This window comes from Shewanella sp. SW1 (assembly GCF_025653545.1).
GTDB classification, from domain to species: domain Bacteria; phylum Pseudomonadota; class Gammaproteobacteria; order Enterobacterales; family Shewanellaceae; genus Shewanella; species Shewanella oncorhynchi.
The window spans coordinates 18,106-40,358 of the sequence record NZ_JAKKSG010000008.1 but is presented as its reverse complement, the minus strand read 5'-3'; the positions used below and the strand labels follow the sequence as shown (position 1 = coordinate 40,358).

Sequence of the window (22,253 nt, the reverse complement as noted above, 5' to 3'; positions counted from 1 at the left end):
ATCCAACTAAAATGAACTTGAGAGAGGAAATCAAAGCGGCCTTATGGTCACTCTTGCAAATCGATAAACCTGACTCAGGACTAACTAAACGACGCTTAACTCCCGCTCAGAAAATACGGTTTTAGCGACAAACATGCCATTAAGTGCAGCAGGAAAGCCAGCATAAACCGACATTTGCAATATCACCTCAACAATTTCCTGCGGCGTACAACCCACATTCAATGCGCCATTAATATGTACGTTTAACTGTGGCTGGCAATGCCCTAGCGCCGTGAGTGCGGCAACTGTCACTAGCTCCCGCGTCTTAAGGTCGAGCCCTTCACGCTGATAAATATCCCCAAAAGGATATTCGATAATGTACTTGCCTAAGTCAGGGCAAATATCGGCAAGACTGCGGATGACTTTCTCCCCCGCCTCACCGTCGATTTCAGTCAGTTTAGCGAGGCCCTGCACATATCTTTGATTACTCATTTTTAGCTCCTGCTGGATTAAATCACAGCAAGCAGCCTAAACCTTAGAGTTAACTCTAAGTCAATGGTTCATTGATGCATGACACAGGCAATGCGGATCAGTAAGACTGCCCCTCTACTTAACTCGCTGGCTAGAGGCACAAGCAAGCAAATAGAAAAGTAAATAATATTAGCTTTTTAGCATTTAACCACAAATGTTAGCGACTGAGCTTAGCCACTAAAAATGAGTTTGGTAATAGTGAATTTTTTGCTTAAGAGCAGCCAAATGCTCCTGCTCTTGGCGAATACGCTCAGCCAATTGTGTTGCATGTTGCTCGAGCAACTGCTGTCGCTGGCCAGCGGTTACATCGCCTTGGGCACGCAGCTCGGCATAGGTCAATATCTGCTTTAACGGCATGCCCGTTTCTTTTAAGCGATTGATAAACCCAATCCATTCCGCTTCTTTCGCCGCATAATCACGATGCCCGCTGCCATTTCGCACAACAGACTGCAGTAGGCCAATTTTCTCGTAATACCTGAGCGTATGCGCCGACAGCCCTGTGAGTGCAGCAAACTGACCTATGTTCATAATCTAACGATCCGCAGGATGGTTAACGCCATCATTCGTGGGCACATTTTCGAGATCGAATGGATTGACCCCTTCGAGGCAACCAATGTTGTAACCATACTCATGGGGATTGGAACGCCGCTGGTGATGGGTGTAAATACCGCAGATAGAGCAGAAGTAGTGTTTGGCAGTTTTGGTATTGAATTCATAGAGTTTCAGCGCATCCTCCCCCTTGAGGATCTTAATCCCCGCCAGCGGCACAGAGCCAACCATTGCGCCCTTACGGCGACAGATAGAGCAATCGCAACGGCGTGGATTTTCGATGCCATTAGACAATGACAGCTCCAATACCACGGCACCGCAATGGCAGGACGCTCTGTGTTTTGGCTGAATAAGAGTATTGCCCACTTGTTTAATCACACCCCACTCCTTGTGTCGCCTAGATTCTATAAACCTAAATTCCCCAGCCGCTGCACCAACGCTCGCCATTGTTGCAATTGCGGCTCCTTAGCACTCATCACTGGTCCCAACATATTGGACTTAGCCCGCTTAAAACCACTAAATACTAAGGTGGCGGTATCAAGCTGTTTGAGCGCGGGAGCGCCTTGAAACCACTTGTAATACCAAGGCGGCGTGTCCATAGTCATGATAATTCGCGAGGTTTTATGGCGCAGCAACTTAGCGGGTATCAATTTACCTTTCTCATATTGAAATGCAAACCCAGATAAAAATGTCCTATCGATTAAGCCTTTAAACTTAGCAGGAATACCGCCCCACCAAATCGGGGTGACAATCACCACATGCTCCGCCCACTGGATATTCGCTTGAAACGTCTGCAAATCGGCTTCGAGTGGCTGAGGTTGACGATAACCATAGCTCAAATTCGGGTCAAAATTCAGCTCAGCTAGTTTGACGATTCTCACTGAGTGTTTATCTGCCGCCGCTTGGGCATAGGTTTCAGCCAGATGCTCACAAAAACTCTGCGCCTTAGGATTACCACAGATCACTAAAATCTTTTTTGCCACGATGAAACTCCATAACAGTCAATGTGACAAATAGCATAAACTCTGCCCCTAAGGGGAGAGTCAAGACCTAAGGTAACAGCTGCGACTCACAGGAGGTGAGCCCATCAATACAGGCATCTAACTGAGTGACTTTATGTTCTAACTCACTTATCTGGCGTAAAAAATCCGCTTTTATACCCAACAAAAAAGCCTGCACTGTGGCTAACTGAGCATGCTTATCGCCTTGTTCGAGTAAATCTTTTAGTTGGACAAGCTTAATGCCGAGGGCTTTGGCCTCTTTGATCAGCAACAACAGCCTAATATCCGCCGCACTATAAATACGATAACGCCCCTGACGTGCGGGAGTGTCGATTAGCCCCCACTCCTCATACAAGCGAATCGCTTTTATCGACAGCCCAGTTTGCTTTGCCGCTTGTCCAATATACATAGCTCAACCTAACCCTTTAAAGACATTACTCATATCGGCATTGCTTGCCATTATCAGCCACAGTATCAGCTTAGGCCAAGACTTGTCGCAGCAATCTTATGCTGCTAGTCTGGCCGCTTAAACGAGCGTTTTAACTTGGGATTTTTATCATGGGATTTAAACAACAGTTGCAAGAAGGTGTACAAGAACAGGCAATGGAAAAGTTTCTCGCACAGCACCCTATCGTTACCCAAATCCCCGTTGCTTGGGGCGAAATGGATGCCTTGCAGCATGTTAATAATGTGGTGTATTTCCGCTATTTTGAAACGGCACGTATCGACTTTTTCAATCGCCTCTTCCCGCTAGATACCCTGTATAAATCCGGCATTGGCCCCGTAATCAGCGAAAATCAGGCTCGCTATAAACGCCCAGTGACTTTCCCCGATACTTTATTGGTAAGTGTCAGCATTAGCGATATTCACAGCGATAGATTTACCATGCATTATCAGGCTTTTAGTAAACAGCAGCAGGCAGTAACCACCTTAGGCACTTCAGTCGCGGTGATGTTTAACTTTAAAACGGGCAAAAAAGCCGAGTTACCGGCAGAACTGCTGGCGATTCTCAAACAACACGAAGTCGCTTAAGCTATTCAAATCAATAACGAATTGCCAGCACACTTTAGGCCATACCTTGAGGGAAGCATGTATGCCAGATAACGAAAATATCGAGATCGCCATTGAACATCAACAGGATAGACAGCGTTTTATTATCCCTGTCGACGGCTATGAAGCCGTGTTGGAATACCGATTATCAGGCAAGGATATCGATTTTAGCCGCACCTTTGTCCCCAACGAACTGCGCGGTAAAGGCCTTGCCGAACGCTTAGTGCGCCACGGCTTAAAGTGGGCTAAAGGCCAAGACTTTACTATCCAAGCCAGCTGCTGGTATGTGCAGAAGTTTTTGAAATAGGCAGATTTAAGAACGAGTTCGCTAAATCCAATAAACAGGGTAATGGCGCTTGGGATCGGTGGAGAGGTTATTGACCACCAGCGCGACCAGTAAGAGTAATACTGAGCCGAGGAACACTGGCATTAACGCGTAAAGAAAGCCGAGTTGATGCACGTTTTCACCGCCAATCACGGCAATCAATGCCGTTGCGCCGCCCGGTGGATGAAGAGTGCGAGTCAGGTACATGAATGCGATAGACAGGGATACCGCTAAGGCGCTCGCCAGCACCACATAATCGCCACACACTTGGTACACTGCGACCCCAATTAAGGCCGATAACACACTGCCACCAATCAAGTTACGCGGCTGAGAAAACTCCGCCAGCGGTGCACCGTACACTAGCACAGCCGACGCGCCGAACGAGCCAATGACAAACATAGTGTCGACAAGGTTTTCACTCATATAATTTGCGAGACTCGCAACCAAGTAAATGCCACAGAAAGCCCCAACCCATGACCACACAATCTTTTTAAGTGGCTGTCTTGGTGGACAAATGTCCTTCGATCGCATGCGGGTAAAATAGAATCTCATGGTTAATCCGAACCGATAAAAATTAAGCGATACAGACAAGTGATCTGCATCACAGTTAGCGGGTCGACAAATTAACCCTTCAGCAGCGCAATTGCAATTACGCTGACCGAAAGAGTAAGCAGACTAAGCGCTTTCACCACTCAGATTAGCGAGCATTTCGCGGATATCTTCAGGAATCGGGCGGCTTTTTTCACTGCTGTAATCGTAATGTACGAGTGTGGTTTTCACTTCGGCGGTCTTGTTACCCGCTTGCCAACAGGTTTGGGTCAGCTCGAAACTGCTATTACCAATACGGCTGACATAGGTTTTTACTGTGACACTCTTGCCATAGTAAGTCGGCGCGATAAATGCCACGGTAAACCCCGCTACGATTAAGTTCCACTGATGTAAATCCAGCTCAGGATTAAAAATCTCAAAGATTGGCGTGCGCGCCGCTTCGCACCATACGGGGATAACAGTGTTGTTGATATGACCTAGGCCGTCGGTTTCAGTAAATCTTGGATTGATTTCGAGACTGTATTCTGTGGCTGACATGCAAACTTCCTTTTTATTATTTTATGAATGGAAGAGCGTGGTGATTATCGCAATGAAACCACCAAACTCATCCATTATCCTAAGCCAAACAGGTTCTAGCCACTAGCCCAAACCAGCATTTTAAAACTGGCAACTCGCCGTTTCTGGGGTTTGCTTGCCGTTAGCATCGTACTTTTTAAGGCATCCAGCCTTACCCATATCATACATTTTCTCGTATTCTAACTTGCCATTTTTATAAGACTTATACACCCCATGAGTTTTTGGGTTCTCTAAGTGATAAATCTTACGGCCCTTAGTGATATGTGAGTAATCGGCAAAACCCGGCTCTTCGGAATAGATGACACCGTTAATGTAGCGCTTGTGTACCACATGCTGTTCATCGATACGCAGCATTTCATTCGCTATCTTGCCATTCATGTCGTAACACACTTTATCCACGGCATAATTGCTATCGAGGTCTTCAATACAACTCACGGCACCATTATCAAAGTACTCGCGCTGTATACCGCAGCGCGCAATGGCGTTATCCCAGAAATAAGGTTCACCGTTCCAGGTTTCGCCTTCTTGCTGGCAGTAGTTCCACAGGCTTCTTAATTGGCCATTAGGATAGAAACTGTAATGGGGGCCAGAGACACGGTTATTCACTTGGTGACCATATCGGGAGAGTGAGTAACCACCATCAGTGGAATAACTGATACTTGGGCCGTATTCCTTACCCGCTTTGTACGTTTTTAAATTTAATAAACGGCCATTGGAATCAAACTGATATTCTTTATCTACAGCGCCATTGGTGTAATAAGCCAATTTATACAAGGAGCCGCTGCTATGATATTCGCGCTGCTCACCGTGTTTTATCGATGAAATTGCTTCATTTTTACCATTAATCACCCCTTCACAATCATCTGAGTAGGGATTCTCACGCATAATACATTCATCGTGCGAAGGCTTAAGCGTCACCGCTTCATTGAATTTATAACTCGTTAGTTCAGTCAGCTCACCGTTCTGGGGATTAAAGCGCATTTGCTGACCATCCAACTCTCCTTGGCGGTAGTTAGCGATATCCACCACGACATTCGGACTTGAATACCAAATACTCTGACCATTAAGGCGACCCTGCTCATAATGACGGGTATTAAACATCAGATTATTTTTGTCGAATGATTTAGACTCTCCTTGACGTAAGCCATTGACATAGTTCACTTCGGTACGAGTCCCATCTTCGGCTTTAAATACCCAAGGGCCAGTGCGTTTTCCTGCAAGATAGGCGCCTTCACCTACTTGATCACGGAAATGTCCGCTCGTCACTTTATCGACCCAAGCGCCTTGCTTCACACCCTTTTGATACTGGCCTTTGCTACCATCAGCCTCAAGCCACTCGCCATCTTTTACGCCATTGAGATAAATGCCTTTTGCCACTAATCGCTTATCGCCTTCTGCACTGGAGTCATAATCGGGCTCATAGACTTCGTAGGGGCCGTCGAGCACATCCTGATTGTAATGGGCAAAACCAAAGCTATCGGCCTCATCGAACATCGACTGTGCAATCCATTTACCTTGCTTTTTACCGTCAAGATATTCGCCTTCCCAATAAATGGCTTGGTTCTCTGTCTCCATCCACTTACCGACTTTTTTGCCCTGTTTGTAGTTACCAGAGTAAACCACGCTACCATTGCGACCATCGTAGGCCGCATATGGGCCATCAAGCACGCCTTGGGCATAATGACTTTCACTGGCAAGCCCTGCCCAAGTACTCGCCATGCTCATACTCATAAAATCGTAGGATGGGCCAGTTTTAGGGATCACGGCACCACCACTTTTAAGCCAATCAAAGTCATCGGCCTCAAAGGCCACGCTCACCAACACAAAACTGCCATCTTCTTCACTATATCCACTGCGATCAAAGGTGGTCACTAAGCTATATTGGCGCTCAATCCCTTGGGCATCTTTATCTTTGCGAGTGAGTGGATAACGTAATTTATATTCGACGGCTGTCTTCACATCGACGGGTGAACCTTCGGAATTACGATAACCCACTAAGGTCGGCTTGAGCTTAGTAGAACCATCGACAACCGCTTTAATGGTGGAATCTTCAATCGCGTCAACATCATAGGTCATACGGTATTGTTGCGGCGGAATTTGGCTTAACACTTTACGAACGCTACCCACGGTAAACGAGGTTAAGGTTGGTGCCACTTCATCGAGCACAACCTGTAGACGGGGGAGTTTTGTGAGATCATCCCCTTCAAAACCATAGCCCCGTAAATGCTGACCATCGGCATCTTTCAGCATGACAACCACTTCTTTGGTGCCACCTTTATCAAAATCGAGGTAAAAAACCGCAACCACTTCAGCAGAACCATAATCATCAAGACGCACGCCGGGCGCATCGCCATAGAGCATTTCGCCCCACACTTTATGATCTTTTTGATAGAAATTGAGCCATTGCCCGTTAGGTAAGTCCACTGGGCCATGGACGATTTTGTCGTAATCCTCAGCATCAGCTGCAGGAATGACAGTTAAAGAAGATAACAACACCGCACTCACTGCAGCGAATAAACTACGAATCGAAAGTTCCATTTAACTACACCTTTTATACCGACGCCTCGCGCCTCATGCGCACCAGTAAACGGGGCGAATTTTAAGCGAAGAAAAGCACTTCAGGAAGTAGTAGATAAAAAAAAGGCCGCTTCTGCGGCCTTTAGCAACAACAAGTTAACAATTAGTTGTTGTACATAGCATTTATTTCATGGGCATATTTATGGTAAATCATCTTGCGGCGCAGCTTGAGCGTTGGGGTGATTAAACCCGCTTCCATCGAAAACGCTTCAGGCAACAGAGTGAACTTTTTAATCTGTTCAAAACCGGCCAACTCATGCTGTAACTGCTTTAAGCGTTGCTCAAAATGCTCAACCACATGACTATGGCGCAGCAATTCTAAAGGTGACTCATACTTCAGCCCTTTGTCCTTCGCCCACGCTTCCAGTGACTCAAACGCTGGCACAATCAAAGCGGTCACATAATTACGCGCATCGGCAATAATCGCCACTTGCTCGATAAAAGGACAACAGCCCACGGCGCCCTCAACCCTTTGCGGCGCGATATATTTACCGTTAGAGGTCTTCATCAATTCTTTAATACGATCGGTAATAAATAAATTGCCGTTCGCATCGAAACGCCCTGCATCACCGGTTTTTAACCAACCATCTTCAAACGCAGCGGCGGTATCTTCAGGACGGTTGTAATAGCCGCGCATCACAGTCGCGCCGCGGACTAAAATCTCATCGTCCTTACCTAGCTTAATTTCGGTTTCCAGCAAAGGTTGTCCATTGGAACCTGGCACTCGATTACCTAAGGTATTGCAGGTCACAGTCGCGTTAGTTTCTGTCATACCGTATCCACAAAGTACTGGAATATTAATCGCATGGAAAAAACTACCGACATTCACATCTAAGGCTGCGCCACCGCAAGGCATAAACTTCAAACGGCCACCGAGCACGGCTTGCAGCTTGCTATACACCAGCTTGTGCGCCAAACGCCATTGCAGCGACAACCACAATCCGCCCTTAGCACGACCTTGGCCAACTTCGAACTGATGTTGGCCGACGCGCATCGCCCAAGCAAACAACTTCTTACGACCGTCGGCTGATTTGGCGACTTTATCTTGTACGGCGCTATACACTTTTTCGAGGAAACGCGGCACCACACACAAGGTATGTGGACGCACGGCGCTAATCGCCTCTTTCACTCTTTGGGTATTTTGCAGATAGACGTTATGGCCGCCACGGCACAAGACGTAGAAACTCCAACTGCGCTCAAATACATGGCTCAATGGCAAAAATGCCAAAGACACATCGCCAGAATGGAAGGCCAGTTTTTGATCGTGCTGGCGTATGGTAGACGCCATATTACGGTAATCCAGCATCACGCCCTTAGGATCGCCCGTCGTGCCGGAGGTATAAATTAAGGTCAGTAAATCATCGAGATTTGCAGCTTGTAAACGCTGATTAAGCTCGGCTTCTTGCTCAATGTTTAACTGAGTGTCACCCGCCAGTAGGGTATCTAGATGCCAATGCTGATTGGCCTTATCGGCAGCGAGTGTCACGCTGGCATCGAATACAATCACATGCTCTAGGCTTGGGCATAAGGCTTGCAACTCACACGCCATGGCGTATTGCTTAGCATCGTCGACAAAAATCACTTTAGCTGTGGCGTCGTTAACGATAAAGCTCGCCTGTTCGACGGTACTGGTGGGATAAATTGGCACCACAACGGCGCGAGTTTTGAGAGTGCCGACATCGGCACAAGTCCACTGCGGGCAGTTTTGCGCCAGAATAACGCAACGGTCTTGCACTTGTACGCCAAGTTCGATCAACACTTGTGCAATTTTACTGCTGATTTGGTCGAAGGCTTGCCAACTCACCTGATACCAAGGAGCGGCCATTTCAAAACCTTCCAGCGCTACTGCGTCTTTTAAAGACTCGCTCTGCTGCTGTAGTAGTCGAATAACATGATATTGATCGAGAGACATAAGAGACTCACCTTTTTAGCTTACAAGTGTACCGCTTTTGCAGCATTCTACCTGAAGGCCAAATAAAAACTAAGAGTTTTTGCTCTAATGTTGTGCAAATGTCGCCCAAATCACGCTGTAAATAGGCTTTAGCGGCGTACCACTCTTAGTTTCACTTACTTGCCAGAGCGAACAAAATTTAATCTCGGAACGTCAACATGCTCTCATAACATCGCCCTTCCAGAGGGTTTTCTTGCCCCAAATCAGTACCGCTTGCCCCAGCAGTATTAAGAGTAGATCCCATAGCAACCAATTAGTTAAATTGCCGCCATCACGTAAAGAGGTAAGGCTGATGGACACCCACAGGGAATGCCCCGCGACGACCATCATAGTAAGCGTGATATGCAAAACTCGGCGACACATACAGCCAAAACCTAACGTCAAAGCGCAGGCCCAGTAAGTGCTGAGCACGAGATGACCCACTAACTGCATATTCAGATCACCATTGAGCCAGCCCAACAGCAGACTACACGTCAGCATAATGCCGACGACCACATTCAGGAGTCTTTGCTGTCCAAGGCAAAATGCCGCTATGAGTCCTTTTCGACCATCAAACCCTGGCATCAACAATAAGGTTTCTGTCGAGCGTGAGCGTTGCACTCGGCTCCAATGCACCAACGAACAACTAATCACGCTGAACTGCGCCAAAAACAATAATACAGGGGCGTTCCAATGAAATTGATGCGACAACAGCCCAAGCACTAAGGCTAATATAGGCAGTAATAACAATAGAATGGTGAGCATAGGGCCAATAAAGAAATTGGTCGGATGCAAATAACGCTCGAAGCGACTCAAGATACGCATGGATTGCAGATTGGGCAGCCAAAACCAGCCCATTTCGAGACCATTGAGATATACCGTCCTCGCCTCAGCACGCCAAGGTAAAACACGGCATGCACGCGCAATCAGCATACCTAAAATCAGCAGGGTAATAGCACTTAGCCAAAGGGGAATGTGCCCTGTAATCAATGGGATAAATGGCATTAAGACAAAGAGCAAAAACGAAGCATAAAACCACTGAGTGCTGAGTAAACAAAGCCAAATAAAAGTTAAACTCATCACCAAAGCCAGCACTAAGCTCGCTAGGCTAGCCGTCAAACCTAAAGCCAAACAGAACAAGACTCCTATGCCAAAAACGCTGACTAAAACAATGACACTTTGAATGTAGATATGGCGACGATAATGGGGAATTAACTGTGCACATTCATTCGCCATCAGACGTATGAGTTGCCATGCAACCGCCGCCGAGCTTGAGATAATACCCATAGAAAACAACAGTTCAGCACTATCATTTTTACCATAAACCGCAGCGATACAAGCTAAGATCACCCCCAGTATAGCCGTACCTAAAAAGCTCACACTGCCGATATCAAAACACCAAAAGCGCAGCATGCCCTTGAAAGGATTCATTCGTTGACTCGTTCTTTTGCCCTTCGCGACTTGTATCTGCTTATGGTGCGCCGCACTCATCTGTGTAGCTCCATAAACAGTTGCTCCAAGTTTAAGGCTTCATTCTTTAACACGCCTGATATTGACGCGCTGTGCTCACCTAAATCCACCAGCACTGAATCGCCAACACGGCTCAGCACTGTAATTGACTCGGGCAAAACAGCTTCAGGCGCGAGAGTGAGTAGGCGCACTTCTTCACGCAGGGCATCGATTTCCTTAAACAGCACTAACTCACCCTGTTTTATCAGTGCGACATGGCTAGCGACACGCTCTAGATCTGAAGTGATATGGGATGAAAACAGCACGGCAGAACCAGATTCGAGGGCGAGATCGAACAAATCGACCATAAATTTGCGCCGGACTATAGGGTCGAGGCTGGCAACGGGTTCATCGAGGATTAACAACTCAGGGCGATAGGCCATCGCCATAATTAACACTAATGATTGCCTTTGCCCAACTGATAAACGCTGCACCTGTTGGGTCACATCTAACTCGAAACGTACCAACCAATCTTGCTCTAATTGCATGTCCCAATTGGGATAAAAGCTGCGGTGTAAATCGAGGGCGCGTTCAATGGTAAAACCTTCATAACCAAAGGGTTGCTGCGGCACATAACCTAAACGCTCCTTTGCCTTTGAGGTTAAATTTTCGGGCGTTTCGCCTAGGGTAACAATACTGCCAGAATCCGGTGTGAGCACACCCAAGGCACAGCGCATTAGGGTCGATTTACCCGCCCCATTTTGCCCCAATAACCCCACCACCATACCCGCCGACAAAGTTAACGATAAATCCTTAAGCGCCCACTTTTCACCTGCGCCTTTACCGCGAAAGACTTTATTCACTCGGTTAAATTCAAGTATTGGCGTGCGCTTTTGGTCCATCGAATTTCATCCTTTTTATTCTATTTATCGTTTCTAATCTTGCCAGCGCTCATTTAGCAGTTGCAGCAACTCTGGCAAGCTGACACCTAACTGCTTTGCCTGCGACAACAGGGCATAGATCTGGGGTTCGAGCAGGCTAATACCCGATGCCATAGTCTCAGTTCGCAACGCGACTTTTGTCGCTTGGCCACGGCGGCGTTCGAGCCAACCTTGGTCAACCAGCTGTTGAATGGCGCGGGAAACTGTCATGGGATTTACCGCTAAATGCTCGGCAATCTGGCGCACTGAGGGTAATACGTCTTCCACTTGCAGTTGACCGCCCACAATTAAACGCACGACTTGTTCGTGTAATTGTTTGTAAATGGGTTCACCACTGCTGGGGTTGACATTTAAAAGTTCTAACATTAGCCTTTACACACTGTATTAATACATTGATACACCGATACACTGGTATTTAAATTAACACACTCGTCCTGAAATGCAAAAAGGAAAGCGCGCATGATACATAGCATGACACACAGGAAGTTAAGCAACACAGTTCAACGCCTTGTGCCAACTCAGCCACGGCATGGTGCCACATGGCGCACGCGTACTTTGAGAATGAGCGCCCTCATACTGGCAATGGCAAGTACGGCGACGTGGGCGAGTGAGGTGAAAAGCCAAGAGACACAAGCGACGGCAGATATCGCGAATAAGACCGACACTTGTTATGTGGAAGGCGTATCCGATCGCCTAAACTGCGGTTTTATGACTGTGCCAGAAAACCCTAACAAACCCGATGGCAAACAGATCCAAGTGCATTACGTTGTTTTGCCTGCGGTGAAAAATGCCAACCATGAAGAAGCCTTGCTAGCGATTGCCGGCGGCCCAGGACAATCGGCCATAGAGAACGCGGCAGGTTTCGATGCCATGCTGAGCAAAGTCCGCCAACAGCGGGATATTTTACTGATCGATCAAAGGGGCACAGGCCGTTCGAATGTGCTGGCCTGCGATGAAGGTGCTCAATCTCCACTGTCCTTCGATGACGATAATGTCGATACCTTAGCCGAAACGCAAAAATGCTTAGCCAAAATTGATGCCGACGTGACCCAATATGGCAGCCTCAATGCGATTAAAGACTTCGAAGCCGTACGTGCGCACTTAGGCTATAAAAAACTGCATATTTACGGCATCTCCTACGGCACTCGCATGGCGCAACTTTACATGCGTTTATATCCAGAGCACTTAGCCACAGTGACCTTAGACGGCATAGTGCCCATGCAGCAAAGCGTATTAGAAATCGGCTCTGCGATTGATCGTGGCTTCGACTTATTGTTTAAGGATTGCCAAGCAACCGCCGCCTGTAACAGTCAATTCCCCCAGTTAAAGGCAGACTTTGAGCGAGTCGACGCTAAGCTCGCCACAGGCCCTGTGATGGAAAACGTTTACGATCCCGTCACGGGCGAAAAAACCATGTTAACCATGACGCGCGGTAAATTCTCTGGCTCGATCCGCATGGCACTGTATCAAGCCAATGTGCGCGCCCTCTTGCCCCATGCGATTCATCAAGCATCGAAAAACAACTTCCAACCCATACTCGGCCTATATGCCCTCACTATCGACAATGCTGGCATGGCGATGGGCATGCACGCCTCTGTGGTCTGTGGCGAAGATATGCACCGCATTACCCCAATCATGCGCGAGCAGGCCAAAAAATCCTTTATGGGCAGAACCATGCTCGAAGGCTTAGAGGCGACTTGTTCAGTATGGAAAGTCCCCGCGGTCGATGACAGTTTTAGCGAACCTATCAGCAGCGACATTCCGACCTTGTTGTTATCCGGCGAAATCGACCCCGCCACCCCACCAAGCTGGGGCGAGTTAGCCATGGAAAAACTCACCAATGCCAAACACTTTATTGCGCCCTACGCGACCCACGGCGTGGCCTATCAATCCTGCGCCAATAACCTGATTGCCGATCTCGTCCGCTCGGGCTCAGTCAACAATCTCGACGGCGAGTGTTTAAACAAAGATGTGCGCCGCAGCTTTTATTTAAATGCCAGCTCGGTGGAACCGCTTAATACGACCAGCACAAAAACCACGACAACAGATGATCACGCCAGCACTGGAGCTAAGGAATAAGCCATGATTAAAGTATCCCATCTTTCCAAGCGCATCGGTGACGTGCAGGCGCTGAATGACTTAAGTTTTGTCGCACAAAACGGCCAAATCACAGGATTACTCGGCCCGAACGGGGCAGGTAAAACGACCTGTTTACGCACTATCTTTGGCCTGCTGAAACCCGATAACGGCAAGGCTGAAATCGAAGGCATAGATGTCGCCATCGACCCTATTGGCGCTAAGCAGCAACTCGGGCTATTCCCCGACCCTTTTGGTTTGTATGAACGCTTAACACCACGGGAATACATTCGCTATTTTGCCGAGCTAAGCGGCTTATCATCCAAGGAGGCCAAGGAAGCCACCAGCCAAGTGATTGCGAAATTGCGCCTCGAAGACATTAGCGATCGCCGCTGCAAAGGCTTCTCCCAAGGACAAAGAATGAAAACCGCTCTCGCACAGGCAATCGTCCACAGCCCGAGCAATATTATCCTCGACGAGCCGACCCGTGGGCTGGATGTGATGAGCACTCGCCTGCTGCGTGACATTCTTATCGACCTTAAAAATCAAGGACATTGCGTGCTGTTCTCGAGCCACGTGATGCAGGAGGTCGCCGCACTGTGTGACCAAGTGATCGTTATGGCCCAAGGCAGAGTCGTCGCCATTGGTAGCCCAACAGAGCTTTGCATTCAAACAGGCAAAGACTCGCTCGAAGAAGCCTTTATTCAACTGATCGGCACGGATGAAGGGATAGCGGCATGATGACTCAAACTAACAAGAATGCAGGCAGCATCAATGATGTACAAGCTCAGATAGATAAGATCATGGATAAGGAAATGACAGCATGAATAAAATAATCGCTATGGTTCGTAAAGAACTCATCGATGCCGCCCGCGATAAGCGCTCTGTGATGGCGGGTCTGTACTACGCCATAGGCACACCGTTGATCATGTGCGGCCTATTTATGGTGTTAATTGGCCAATTAACCAGCCCCGATGATTTGAAAATCACCATTACAAATCCCGAGAAAGCACCTGATTTAGTAAGATTTTTATCGAATAAAGGCATCACTCAAGGCGCAGCCGATGGCTCTGACGCCAAAGACCTTAAAGCAATAGAACTGATCATCAGCACCGACTATGCCGCGCAAATGAACCAAGGCAAAAGCGCTGAGATCACTATCGTGGCCGATAACTCTGAGGAGAAACTGCAGAACTCGATTCGTAGACTCGAGAAACAACTGCAGGCCTACAGCGCTGAAATGGGCAGTTTACGTTTAATTGCCCGCGGTATCGACCCGCGCGTGGTGCAGCCACTCAAGGTGAATGTGCAAGACAAAGCCACCACAGACTCTAAGGGTGGGATGATCTTAGGTATCGCCATTTTCACTATGATTTACTCGGTATTTATCTCGGGCATGAACCTCGCTATCGACACCAGCGCGGGTGAACGTGAACGTAACTCGCTGGCTTTGTTACTTAGTCATCCACTGACGACGCGCCAATTAGTGCTGTCGAAAATCATCGCCGTGAGTCTGTTCGCTTTGCTCGGTTTAGTGCTGATTTTGCTGGTGTCTAAAATCGCTTACACCTTTGTGCCTTGGCAAGAACTCGGCTTTAGCGTCAACATCACCACGAAATTTATGGCGCTGATGTTAGTGGTCGGCATCCCCGTCGCGTTAATGGCCGCTTGCCTACAATTGTTTGTGTCTTTCATGGCGAAAACCTTTAAGGAAGCACAATCCTACCTGACCATGGTGTTGTTTGTGCCCTTAGCCCTGTCGATGGCCGCCAGTTACAACATAGCGCCAGATATGCTGCAGTGGCTGCCAGTCTCGGGTCAGCAACAGGCATTAATGGACTTTATCAAAGGTAAAGACTTGCCCATGTTGCAGTTACTGGTTTCGACCTTAGGCACACTCGCCATTGCGGTATTGCTCGCCTTTGGCATGGAAAGGTCGCTCAAGAGTGAAAAAGTGATCTTCGGTTTATAGGTCGCTTCGATTGATAAACTTGGGGACGATAAACTTAAACCGACAAACTTGAGGAGCGATAACTAAGTCGCTCCCAAGTTGAAAACCTCAATAGCTACGGGAGTTTGTTATGGAAAACGAATTTGTCTTAATGGTGATTATGGTCAGCTTCATTATTGGCCTCAGCGCTACTGAGATGTTTAAGCACTATTTAAAGGCGCGCCAACTTGGAGTGGGCACCGCAGACGATAGGCACCTTGAGGATAAAGTGACTCAACTCAGCCTACAAAACCAAACACTAATCGAGCGAGTACAAATACTTGAAAAAATAGTGACAGAGCCAGAGTACGAGCTAAAGCAGCAGATTAATCAGTTATGAACCCTAAGCTCCTCAAACAACAAAGCCACTGGATTTTCAGTGGCTTTATTTTTTTACAGGCTCGATAGCAAGATTACTTAGCCTTAGGCCTGAATGGTTTGATAACCGACTCATTGCACTCTAAATACGGGCCTTCCATCAAGTCGATACAGTAAGGGATAGCGGGGAACACGGCATCTAAACATTCGCGAATCGATTTTGGTTTGCCGGGCAAATTCACAATCAATGAATCGCCACGTAACCCTGCGGTTTGACGAGACAAAATGGCGGTAGGTACAAATTTTAATGACTCGGCGCGCATCAACTCACCGAAGCCTGGCATCATGCGATCGCAGACGGCTTCTGTCGCTTCTGGGGTGACATCGCGTTTCGCAGGTCCTGTGCCGCCCGTAGTGACAATCAAACAGCAATCCTGCTCGTCGGCCATTTTGATCAGCGTCGCTTCAATCACATCCTGCTCATCGGGGATCACTTGATAAATCGGCTCCCACTCGCTGGTGAGATAGTCGTTGAGCGTGTCGATAATCGCCTTGCCTGAGATATCTTCATAAATTCCCGCGCTGGCGCGATCGCTGACCGTCACAATACCGATTTTTGCTTTGCTCATAGGAAATCCCCAATGATGTTGAAATGAAACATGCCGAAGTGAAAATTGTCGACATCAAGCATGGAAGAAGCCGCTACAGCTTCGACCTTAAGCCGCAGCTAAAATAGCATAAATGCTCGGAAAAGGGGGCGACTAAAACGTGATGGGGTTCGCGCAACACCGTTTAAACACTCGGAATTTAAAAATTGTTCATTGATGACAAACGCCTTCCCCAAAGCAAAGCAGCATTGGGCCGATAAAAACATGACATAAAGGGAGATTGGCTCAGGCACTCTCACTGCAAGTTGAGCCGTTCAAAAGATAAAAACGATCAAAGGGTTAAATCCGCCGTGCATTCCAATACTTAGACGCCCAATAACTGTTATGCAGGCTCGAAATCTTCACCCCTTGGCTAGTGGAAACGTGGAGAAAATTATCGCCTCCTACATAAATGCCGACATGGTGTGTGCTCCAGCCCGTCTTGAAAAATACCAAGTCACCCTTGCGCAGTTGATTTCTCGGCACCGGTTTACCTAAGGCTTGTTGCTCTTCAACCGTGCGCGGTAAGGTCATACCCAACATCTTCTGATAGGCGACAGACACAAAGGCCGAGCAATCTATGCCACGCTTAGTGCCACCACCAAGGCGATAAGGTACTCCGCGCCATTCAGAATGCAGTTCGGAGATATTGCTATCATTCCAAACCGTGGCGGGTTCAACTTGCTTTACCACAGGCTTAGGTTCTGGCGCGCTAGCACAAGCGCCAAGGCCTAAGGCTAAGATAACTATCAGTAATCGTTTCATAGCTTCAAACTCATTGCAGGCAGGTTTCACAGTAACGTAATTTTGAGTTTTTATCAGGTAAATTCAGGCGGCTGGGGATCAAAACGCCCCAACACCCGCGCACTCTAGCAGACTAATATAACCTAAAGCTTAAAACTATAACGCCGTCCACAATAAACGCACACCCACCAGCACCATTAAAATCAAGATGATGCGTTTAAATAACCTATCGTCAATTTTATCTTGAATCAACAAACCTAACTTTACCCCTAACCATGCCAGCGGCACCAATAACAGAGAAACGATAATATTCTCTTGGTTGATCTGCCCAAGCAAACTGTAAGGAACAAGTTTAACCAGATTCACCACCGCAAAAAACACCACGGCAGTGGCTAAAAACTCCGTCTTAGCTAAACGCAATGGCAACAAATAAGCGTTGAGTGGCGGCCCGCCCGCATGGGCAACAAAGCTCGTAAATCCGGCGGTTAAGCCACACAAGCGCCCAACCAAAGGTGAAGGTGATGATTGAGTTTTATCCCCAAGGATCAAACCATACAAACCAAAACCGAGGGACACACAGCCTAGAATCGCCCGTAAGTAATCTTCGTTTAATCGATCGAACAACCAATAGGCTATGACTATGCCCACAATCGCCGCGGGTAAGAGGATCCATAAATGACGCGGATTATGTTGCCCCCACCAGGAACGAACACTTAAAAAATCCATATAAATCAGCAGTGGTAACATGACTGCCGCAGCTGTAGCAGGGCTAATGGCCAGCGCCAATAGCGGGACAGTTAACCCGCCCACGCCACCCGCAAAACCGGATTTAGAAATCCCAGTAATCAATACTGCGGGTATCGCCACCAACCAAAAAAGAGGGTCCGTTAACATCAACACATCCTGAATAACGCTTTAAGGTTATCAAGTTACCTGTTGTTGGTGTGATAAAAAAGAGGCTGCACTTAGCTAACATCAAAAGTGCAATCACATAGATAAGTCAGTGAGCCTTAAATGAATAACAACCTCGCCCATAAAACACGGGATAAAAAGTAAAAAATCCGCAGTCATTTGGCTGCGGATTTTTTGTGTTAGCTTTTGGCTAAAAAGGAAAAGCTTAGCTTGCGCCTATGCCGATTCTGCCGTCATGTTCACTAAGCGCGGTGTACTCTTAGTCGCTTTCTTGGCTGACACTGGGGTTTTAGGCTCTGGCATACGTATGGTTAATGACATCACTAACGCCACCACCAGCAGCACTAAAATCACGTTGAAGGTCGCAATAAAGCCACCGAATAACGAGGCGACAATCGAGCCGATAATACTGCCGACACCAAAACCTAAGTAGATAACCCCATAGTTTTTAGTCAAGTTATTCAGGCCGAAGAAGTCGCTCACCAATGATGGATAAACAGTGATAGTACCGCCAAAACTAAAGGCAACGCAGGCGACCGCGACGAAGAACAGGTTAGCATTCAAAGGAATGAACAACAGTAACACCATACCGACTAAGGTGATGATCTGCGCCAGCGAAATAACGCGAATGCGGGGGATTTTGTCCGACAGAATACCCAGCACTAAACGACCACTGAGGTTCGCCATAGCAATCACAGCAACAGCATTGGCGGCGACCAGTACAGGCAAGTCGACCATCTTCTCACCGATATCTTTAGCCACACCAATCACATACAAACCACTCATACAGGCAGACAGGAACATCAGCGCCAGCATCCAGTATTGCGGCTTACGCATGGCTTCTGCGAGGGTGAAGTCGCGGCTTTCGGCCTGCTGACTTGCAACTGATTGTGCAGGCGCATCTTTCATCAACATACCGCCACATAACACCAGCGCCATGGCGATCAGGCCCCACAGTTGGAAGGTGGTTTCAAGGCCAGTGTTTTCGAGTAACAGCACGTTAATGTACTTAAATCCGAGGCTACCTAGACCATAAGCGCCAATCGCTAACGCCGAAATCAGCCCTTTGCGCTCGGGGAACCACTTCACGCAGTTAGACAAGGTCATCAAGTAGCCAGTGCCATCGGCAAAGCCCACTAAAATCCCTGCGCACAGGTAAAGCATCATCAAGTTGCTGGCTTGGGCAGTGAGTAAGAATCCAACGCCGAGTAGCAGGCCTGCGCCTAAGGTGACATTACGTACGCCAAAGCGTTCCTGTAATTTGCCCGCCATGGAAGATGCCACGGCCAAAGACAAACTCAGCAAACCAAACACAAATGCCACTTGGCTGACGGGTTCGTCGAGTTTAACGGCCAACTGCGCATTGAACAGGCTCCAAGTGTAAACTGAGCCGAGTGCAAACTGGGTGATAATAGTACCAACTAAGGTCAGGTACCGAGTACGGTTCATCTCTTTAGTCATGATGCATCTCGCTTTAGGGGATCAGGAATTGAGCCCACTATAAGAGAGATGCGATTCGCGCCGATCAATTAAGGCATGAAATACAGATCTGCAGGAATGAATGACAATTACAGCCTCATCAGCTGTCGAAAAGCCTTAATATTACTACGGCTAACGGGCACCTCGAACGACAAATCATGCAACCTAATCAGGTAAGTACTATTGAACCAAGGCACGATTTCGCGGATTTTGTTGATATTGACGCAATAGGAACGGTGACAGCGGAAAAAGCCCTCGGCGGGCAAGCGGCTGACAAACTCACTGATGGTCATCTGCATCACATAACGGTCGGTGCGGGTGTACACATAGGTGAGTTTTTCATCGGCCTCAGCATAATAAATTTGCTCGCAGGGCGTGACGATAATCCGCTCACCTTTGACTAAATTCACGGTTCGACTGGTGTTACTCGCGGCCTCATGTTGTGGCTTTGGTGCTTGTCGTCCCACCTGTTCAATCTTCTGCAATAAGCTAATGATCCGCGGTTCATTGTAGGGCTTGAGAATATAATCGAAGGCTTCGAGCTCAAATGCTTCTACTGCAAATTCTTTATAGGCGGTGACAAACACTACATGGGGAGGATGGGTTGATTTATGCAGATTCTTCGCCAACAAAAGGCCATCAATGGACGGTATTTGGATATCCAAAAACACCACATCGACCTCGTGATCCTGCAAATATTTAAAGGCCTCTAAGCCATCCTCGAAGCTAGCCACTATGTCTATCTCACTGTGACTCTTCACTAAATACTCTAGCTCCTCACGGGCGAGATATTCATCTTCAACTATGATGGCTTTTAACATACTTGCGCCTCATTTTCCGGTAAGTAAAAACTGACTTCAGTCCCCGGCTCGAGCCGTTTAAGCTGCAAACCTTCGCCGTACAATAACTTCACTCTCTGGTGCACATTCATCAGCCCAATACTGCTACTTTCTACACGGCCAGCAGCTACGCCATCAATCACCTCTTGGCGGATCCCATAACCAGTATCGCGTACGGCGACGCGAATGCCTGCATCGAGTTTTTTCACTTCTATGGTCACTCTGCCCGGTGCACTACGCGGTTGAATGCCGTGCAAAATCGCGTTTTCCACCAGCGGCTGTAACAAGAGGCAAGGTACACAAAAATGCACATCGTCGACATCGAAGATCACTTCAAGCTTGTCGCCAAAACGCGCCTGCTCAATCGCCACATAATCACGGACTTGTTTCACTTCTTCTTGGATATCAATCAGCTCATCGCCTTTAGCCAAGTTATAGCGCAGATAATCGGCCAGATTAGCAATCAACTGCCGCGCCTGCTGTGGCCGAATACGGATCAAAGAAGAAATCGCATTGAGGGCATTAAATAAAAAATGTGGATTAATCTTGCTCTGCAACGCCGTAAACTCCGCCTTGCGGGTCATCTCTTGCAGTTGCTCGATACGCGACACTTCCATCTGGGTCGAAATCAGCTGCGACAAACCCACAGCCATCTCCCGCAACGAGCTAGTGATACGATAGGTATTGCGATAGTAAATCTTCAGCGTGCCACTCACAGTGCCGTTTTCGCGCAGCGGGATTATGATGACCGAATGAAAATCCGATAAATGATATTGGCGTAAGTCATTGTTAATAATGTTTTGATCTTGCTCTATCGCCCTTTGAGTCATTTCGCTAATCGCTTGATGACCATCGACCTCGTAGTAATCTTTGCCAACGCCCATATAGGCTAATACATCGCGAGTATCGGTAATGGCCACGGCATCGGCGTGGATTTCATTACGGATCACTGAGCACACTTGCTCTAGGGCGTGGCGGTCAATTTTACGGAAAAAGGGTAAGGTTTTGTTGGCAATATCCAGCGCGAGTTTGGCCTGCTTGGCGGCAATCAACTCTTTCTCATCGTCGAGGTCCTGCACTAGCTTGATGATTAGCCCGATACACACAGTGCCCGCAATCATGGGATAGGCAATGTGATTCACAATATCGACACCCACCTCGTGTGGCTCTGTCAGCAATAAAATCAACAACATGGTCAGTGTTTCGCACAACATGCCCGCCACAATCCCATAAATCCACAACTTAGATTTGGGGCATTTGTAATAAATCCACGTCGCCATAAGGCCGGCAATAATGCTGGCGATTAAACATGGAATAGAGGTATCGCCATCCATATCAATCAGATATCTATGTAGCCCCGACAGCACGCCCGCAGGAATGCCAACCCAAGGGCCAAATAGAATCCCGCCAGAAATAATCGCGATAATCCGCACGTTGACCAACGCGCCTTCAACCTCAATACCGGTATAAGTACTAAACACTGCAAATAAGCAAAATATCGCCGCCACAGAAACCAACTCTGCGGGGGTATGATTACGCTTTTGGAATAAACGCTGAAACGGTCGAGTGCGAGTTAAAAAGAACAAGGTCATCAGCATCAAGGCCGCCCGTTCAAATACCGCCAGTAACATCATTTGATTTTCGAGCACGCTTTCTCCTTGATCTATCACGCTGAATCACAGTCCAACGTTATATTTACCAATGATATATTTATGAGTGTTAAGCCTGTACGCTGAATGGATTAAGGTGAAGACAGGCTTTGCCGCCAACACAAGCTCCCATAAAAGATAG

Annotated in this window: 24 protein-coding genes; 6 read left to right on the top strand and 18 right to left on the bottom strand. The window is 47.6% G+C overall.

Annotated features, from left to right (window positions below; all coding sequences use genetic code 11):
* Nucleotides 1-84: 84 nt before the first annotated feature.
* The 5 genes from L5M71_RS08825 to L5M71_RS08805 all read right to left on the bottom strand — a co-directional run bounded on the left by L5M71_RS08825 (nucleotide 85) and on the right by L5M71_RS08805 (nucleotide 2,469).
* Nucleotides 85-471 carry a carboxymuconolactone decarboxylase family protein gene (locus tag L5M71_RS08825; RefSeq protein WP_263142254.1) on the bottom strand — a complete coding sequence of 129 codons (387 nt, stop codon included), beginning with the start codon at nucleotides 469-471 and terminating at the stop codon, nucleotides 85-87.
* 216 nt (nucleotides 472-687) lie between these two features.
* The gene (locus L5M71_RS08820) at nucleotides 688-1,038 is read right to left on the bottom strand and encodes a MerR family transcriptional regulator (RefSeq protein ID WP_263169376.1); all 351 of its coding nucleotides are present in this window, start codon (nucleotides 1,036-1,038) and stop codon (nucleotides 688-690) included.
* 3 nt (nucleotides 1,039-1,041) lie between these two features.
* Nucleotides 1,042-1,437 carry a GFA family protein gene (locus L5M71_RS08815; protein WP_263202567.1) on the bottom strand — a complete coding sequence of 132 codons (396 nt, stop codon included), beginning with the start codon at nucleotides 1,435-1,437 and terminating at the stop codon, nucleotides 1,042-1,044.
* A gap of 26 nt (nucleotides 1,438-1,463) precedes the next feature.
* Nucleotides 1,464-2,042, bottom strand: a complete 579-nt coding sequence (locus L5M71_RS08810; protein ID WP_263202565.1) for an NAD(P)H-dependent oxidoreductase — start codon at nucleotides 2,040-2,042, stop codon at nucleotides 1,464-1,466.
* A 67-nt stretch (nucleotides 2,043-2,109) separates the two neighbouring features.
* A complete protein-coding gene (locus L5M71_RS08805) occupies nucleotides 2,110-2,469 on the bottom strand; it encodes a MerR family transcriptional regulator (protein WP_105250930.1) in 360 nt (119 codons plus the stop codon).
* Nucleotides 2,470-2,663: 194 nt separating this feature from the next.
* On the opposite strand from L5M71_RS08805, the gene L5M71_RS08800 reads away from it, so the two are divergent.
* The gene (locus tag L5M71_RS08800; RefSeq protein WP_105253036.1) at nucleotides 2,664-3,092 is read left to right on the top strand and encodes an acyl-CoA thioesterase; all 429 of its coding nucleotides are present in this window, start codon (nucleotides 2,664-2,666) and stop codon (nucleotides 3,090-3,092) included.
* 61 nt (nucleotides 3,093-3,153) lie between these two features.
* Nucleotides 3,154-3,417: a GNAT family N-acetyltransferase gene (locus L5M71_RS08795; protein WP_263202563.1), complete on the top strand. Its 264-nt coding sequence runs from the start codon at nucleotides 3,154-3,156 to the stop codon at nucleotides 3,415-3,417.
* Nucleotides 3,418-3,438: 21 nt separating this feature from the next.
* Here the strand turns inward: L5M71_RS08795 and L5M71_RS08790 are convergent, their stop codons facing one another.
* The 7 genes from L5M71_RS08790 to L5M71_RS08760 all read right to left on the bottom strand — a co-directional run bounded on the left by L5M71_RS08790 (nucleotide 3,439) and on the right by L5M71_RS08760 (nucleotide 11,823).
* The gene (locus tag L5M71_RS08790) at nucleotides 3,439-3,987 is read right to left on the bottom strand and encodes an HPP family protein (protein ID WP_131524567.1); all 549 of its coding nucleotides are present in this window, start codon (nucleotides 3,985-3,987) and stop codon (nucleotides 3,439-3,441) included.
* Nucleotides 3,988-4,110: 123 nt separating this feature from the next.
* Nucleotides 4,111-4,521 (bottom strand): acyl-CoA thioesterase, encoded by a 411-nt coding sequence (locus L5M71_RS08785; RefSeq protein WP_173497266.1) that lies wholly within the window; start codon nucleotides 4,519-4,521, stop codon nucleotides 4,111-4,113.
* Nucleotides 4,522-4,641: 120 nt separating this feature from the next.
* Entirely contained in the window at nucleotides 4,642-7,098 is a 2,457-nt protein-coding gene (locus tag L5M71_RS08780) for a toxin-antitoxin system YwqK family antitoxin (protein WP_263206978.1), read from the bottom strand.
* 142 nt (nucleotides 7,099-7,240) lie between these two features.
* Entirely contained in the window at nucleotides 7,241-9,049 is a 1,809-nt protein-coding gene (locus L5M71_RS08775; protein ID WP_219251699.1) for an AMP-dependent synthetase/ligase, read from the bottom strand.
* 192 nt (nucleotides 9,050-9,241) lie between these two features.
* Complete coding sequence (locus L5M71_RS08770) at nucleotides 9,242-10,558, bottom strand: ABC transporter permease (RefSeq protein WP_263206974.1); 1,317 nt, start codon at nucleotides 10,556-10,558, stop codon at nucleotides 9,242-9,244.
* Entirely contained in the window at nucleotides 10,555-11,418 is an 864-nt protein-coding gene (locus L5M71_RS08765) for an ABC transporter ATP-binding protein (RefSeq protein WP_263206972.1), read from the bottom strand. Before L5M71_RS08765 ends, L5M71_RS08770 begins: the two co-directional genes overlap by 4 nt.
* A gap of 33 nt (nucleotides 11,419-11,451) precedes the next feature.
* Nucleotides 11,452-11,823, bottom strand: coding sequence for a GntR family transcriptional regulator (locus L5M71_RS08760; RefSeq protein WP_131524556.1), 372 nt, complete (start codon nucleotides 11,821-11,823; stop codon nucleotides 11,452-11,454).
* Between the two features lie 93 nt (nucleotides 11,824-11,916).
* Here L5M71_RS08760 and L5M71_RS08755 point away from each other — a divergent pair, with 93 nt between their 5' ends.
* From L5M71_RS08755 to L5M71_RS08740, 4 genes are all read left to right on the top strand, one after another.
* Nucleotides 11,917-13,536 (top strand): alpha/beta hydrolase, encoded by a 1,620-nt coding sequence (locus L5M71_RS08755; protein ID WP_263206970.1) that lies wholly within the window; start codon nucleotides 11,917-11,919, stop codon nucleotides 13,534-13,536.
* A 3-nt stretch (nucleotides 13,537-13,539) separates the two neighbouring features.
* Nucleotides 13,540-14,274 (top strand): ATP-binding cassette domain-containing protein, encoded by a 735-nt coding sequence (locus L5M71_RS08750; protein WP_063881864.1) that lies wholly within the window; start codon nucleotides 13,540-13,542, stop codon nucleotides 14,272-14,274.
* A gap of 82 nt (nucleotides 14,275-14,356) precedes the next feature.
* Nucleotides 14,357-15,505 carry an ABC transporter permease gene (locus L5M71_RS08745; protein WP_263206968.1) on the top strand — a complete coding sequence of 383 codons (1,149 nt, stop codon included), beginning with the start codon at nucleotides 14,357-14,359 and terminating at the stop codon, nucleotides 15,503-15,505.
* Nucleotides 15,506-15,614: 109 nt separating this feature from the next.
* On the top strand, nucleotides 15,615-15,863 hold the full coding sequence (locus L5M71_RS08740; RefSeq protein WP_263175907.1) for a hypothetical protein: 249 nt from the start codon (nucleotides 15,615-15,617) through the stop codon (nucleotides 15,861-15,863).
* A gap of 73 nt (nucleotides 15,864-15,936) precedes the next feature.
* Here L5M71_RS08740 and mog read toward each other — a convergent pair whose 3' ends face one another.
* The 6 genes from mog to L5M71_RS08710 form a co-directional block, all read right to left on the bottom strand.
* The gene (gene mog, locus L5M71_RS08735) at nucleotides 15,937-16,470 is read right to left on the bottom strand and encodes a molybdopterin adenylyltransferase (protein WP_106648670.1); all 534 of its coding nucleotides are present in this window, start codon (nucleotides 16,468-16,470) and stop codon (nucleotides 15,937-15,939) included.
* A 318-nt stretch (nucleotides 16,471-16,788) separates the two neighbouring features.
* The gene (locus L5M71_RS08730; RefSeq protein ID WP_105250911.1) at nucleotides 16,789-17,253 is read right to left on the bottom strand and encodes an NlpC/P60 family protein; all 465 of its coding nucleotides are present in this window, start codon (nucleotides 17,251-17,253) and stop codon (nucleotides 16,789-16,791) included.
* Between the two features lie 135 nt (nucleotides 17,254-17,388).
* Nucleotides 17,389-18,126, bottom strand: a complete 738-nt coding sequence (locus tag L5M71_RS08725; RefSeq protein WP_263206965.1) for a sulfite exporter TauE/SafE family protein — start codon at nucleotides 18,124-18,126, stop codon at nucleotides 17,389-17,391.
* Between the two features lie 234 nt (nucleotides 18,127-18,360).
* On the bottom strand, nucleotides 18,361-19,605 hold the full coding sequence (locus tag L5M71_RS08720) for an MFS transporter (protein WP_263206963.1): 1,245 nt from the start codon (nucleotides 19,603-19,605) through the stop codon (nucleotides 18,361-18,363).
* Nucleotides 19,606-19,712: 107 nt separating this feature from the next.
* Nucleotides 19,713-20,444, bottom strand: coding sequence for a LytR/AlgR family response regulator transcription factor (locus L5M71_RS08715; RefSeq protein WP_105250908.1), 732 nt, complete (start codon nucleotides 20,442-20,444; stop codon nucleotides 19,713-19,715).
* Nucleotides 20,438-22,111: a sensor histidine kinase gene (locus tag L5M71_RS08710; protein WP_317630040.1), complete on the bottom strand. Its 1,674-nt coding sequence runs from the start codon at nucleotides 22,109-22,111 to the stop codon at nucleotides 20,438-20,440. Before L5M71_RS08710 ends, L5M71_RS08715 begins: the two co-directional genes overlap by 7 nt.
* Nucleotides 22,112-22,253 lie beyond the last annotated feature (142 nt).